This window comes from Roseicyclus sp. (genome assembly GCF_965662675.1).
Classification (GTDB): domain Bacteria; phylum Pseudomonadota; class Alphaproteobacteria; order Rhodobacterales; family Rhodobacteraceae; genus Roseicyclus.
In genome coordinates this window covers 1-2,238 of sequence record NZ_CBFIIK010000178.1, presented here as the reverse complement: position 1 = coordinate 2,238, position 2,238 = coordinate 1, and the positions used below count along the sequence as shown (strand labels likewise).

Genomic DNA, 2,238 nt, shown 5'->3' with positions numbered 1-2,238 from the left:
ACAAATATCTGGCACGAACAGGGTTTTAACGATGGCGACTGGGCGCGGGTGACCTCGCCCCATGGCACCATCACCGTGCCCGTGGCGCATATGGCGGCGCTCAACCCCAACACGGTCTGGACATGGAACGCCATCGGCAAGCGCAAGGGTGCATGGGCGCTGTCCGAGGAGGCGCCCGAGGCGACAAAGGGCTTCCTCCTCAACCACCTGATCCACGAGCTTTTGCCCGCGCGCGGCGATGGGCATCGCTGGTCGAACTCCGACCCGATCACCGGACAGGCGGCATGGTTCGACCTGCGCGTGCGGATCGAGAAAACCGCCCCGCCCACAGAGGTGCAACCAAGCTTCCCACCCCTCCCCTCACCGCACGGCCGATCCCACCGATGACGATGATCGCCTCTTCGTTTCACAAATATCCTCGGGGGAGCGCGAGGGGGCAGAAAGCCCCCTCGCTCGGATCGACGCCGAAGGCGGCGAAAACCCTTTGGCAACAGAAACTGGCACACCCATGACCAACCACTTCGCCACCTCCAGCGACGGCACGCGCATCGCCTACAGCACGGTGGGCGACCCCGCCCTTCCCGCGATCATGCTCATCCATGGCTGGGCACAGGCGGGCATCTGTTGGCAACCAATCACGGATCGCCTCGCCGACCGCTTCCACCTTGTCGCCATCGATCTGCGCGGTCATGGCGCCTCGGACAAGCCTGATGATCCCGCCGCCTATGCTGACACCACGCTGTGGGGCGATGATATCGCCGCCGTGATCACAGCGGCAAAGCTCGACCGCCCCACCCTTGTCGGCTGGTCCTATGGCGCGCGGGTGATCGCGGCGCATCTGGTCGGTCATGGCAGTGACCATCTCGCGGGGGTGGTGCTGGTGGGCGGCATCCTTGCGATCGGAAGCGCGCGCGAGGATTGGATGGTCGGTAAAGCCTCGCCCGGTCTTGACCGCGACCTTTACACCGACGACCTCGGCCGCCGCCTTGCCGCCACCGCGCGCTTCGTCGATGCCTGCACACACCAGCCCCTACCGCGTCTGATCTATGGCGCGATGGTGGGGGCCAACATGCTTTGCCCCGCGATCGTGCGCCGCGCGCTTTTCGGCGCCGATCTCGACCTGCGGCCCGCATTCTCGGCGATGACCTGCCCGGGCCTTGTGATCCACGGTGCCGACGATGCTGTCGTCACCCAAGCCACCGGCGATGCCGCGGCGAAAACCATGCAAAACGGCAGTTTCATCCCATATCCCGAAACCGGCCATGCGCCCTTCATGGAAAAGCCCGACCGCTTCGCCGCCGATCTGGCCCAGTTCGTCACCACCTGCCGACAGGGGCAGCCATGACCAGCCTTCCCCAAACCACCGAGCGCAAGCTTGGCCTTGTGATCGACCTTGATACCTGTGTCGGCTGTCATGCCTGCGTGATCGCCTGCAAGGGCTGGAACACCGAGAATTACGGCGCACCCCTCTCCGACGAGGAGGCTTACGGCGCCACCCCCTCGGGCAGCTTCCTCAACCGCGTCCATTCCTACGAGATCACGCCCGAGGCAGGCCAGGCCCAGCTTGTCCATTTCCCCAAATCCTGCCTGCATTGCGAGGATGCGCCCTGCGTCACCGTCTGCCCCACCGGGGCCAGCTACAAGCGGGTCGCGGATGGGATCGTTCTGGTCAATGAATCCGATTGCATCGGCTGCGGCCTCTGCGCCTGGGCCTGCCCCTATGGCGCGCGCGAGATGGACCCCACGGCGAAGGTCATGAAGAAATGCACCCTCTGCATCGACCGCATCTATAACGAGAACCTCCCCCCCGAAGACCGCGAACCCGCCTGCGTGCGCACCTGCCCGGCGGGGGCGCGCCATTTCGGCGATCTGGGCGATCCCGACAGCGATGTGAGCCAGCTTGTCGCGGTGCGCGGTGGCTATGACCTGATGCCTGACCTCGGCACCAAGCCCGTCAACAAGTACCTGCCGCCACGCCCCAAGGATCAGTGGGAAGTAACCGATATCCTCGCCCCCTTCCTCGAACCCGTGGCCGACACGCCGCAAGGCTTCCTCGGCTGGCTCGACCGCGCGCTGGAGCGTTTGTGATGCATCCGGCACCTTCGGTCATCCTTTTCACCACGCTCTCGGGTCTCGGCTTTGGCCTATTGGTGTTTTGGGGCTTGGGGCTTCCCCCTGTCACGGGTTGGGTGGCCTTTGTCTTTTTCCTTATCGCCTATGCGCTTGCGGTCGGCGGAC

At 64.9% G+C, this 2,238-nt stretch carries 2 protein-coding genes and 2 pseudogenes; all 4 read left to right on the top strand.

From position 1 onward, the window contains the following. Nucleotides 1–387: pseudogene (locus ACTG4J_RS15250) on the top strand (formate dehydrogenase); the annotation flags it as partial. A gap of 121 nt (nt 388–508) precedes the next feature. Continuing rightward, nucleotides 509–1,345 carry an alpha/beta fold hydrolase gene (locus ACTG4J_RS15245; protein ID WP_439140584.1) on the top strand — a complete coding sequence of 279 codons (837 nt, stop codon included), beginning with the start codon at nt 509–511 and terminating at the stop codon, nt 1,343–1,345. Beyond that, nucleotides 1,342–2,088 (top strand): 4Fe-4S dicluster domain-containing protein, encoded by a 747-nt coding sequence (locus ACTG4J_RS15240; RefSeq protein ID WP_439140583.1) that lies wholly within the window; start codon nt 1,342–1,344, stop codon nt 2,086–2,088. Before ACTG4J_RS15245 ends, ACTG4J_RS15240 begins: the two co-directional genes overlap by 4 nt. After that, a pseudogene (locus tag ACTG4J_RS15235) lies at nt 2,088–2,238 on the top strand (dibenzothiophene desulfurase); the annotation flags it as partial. The gene ACTG4J_RS15240 and the pseudogene ACTG4J_RS15235, both read left to right, overlap by 1 nt.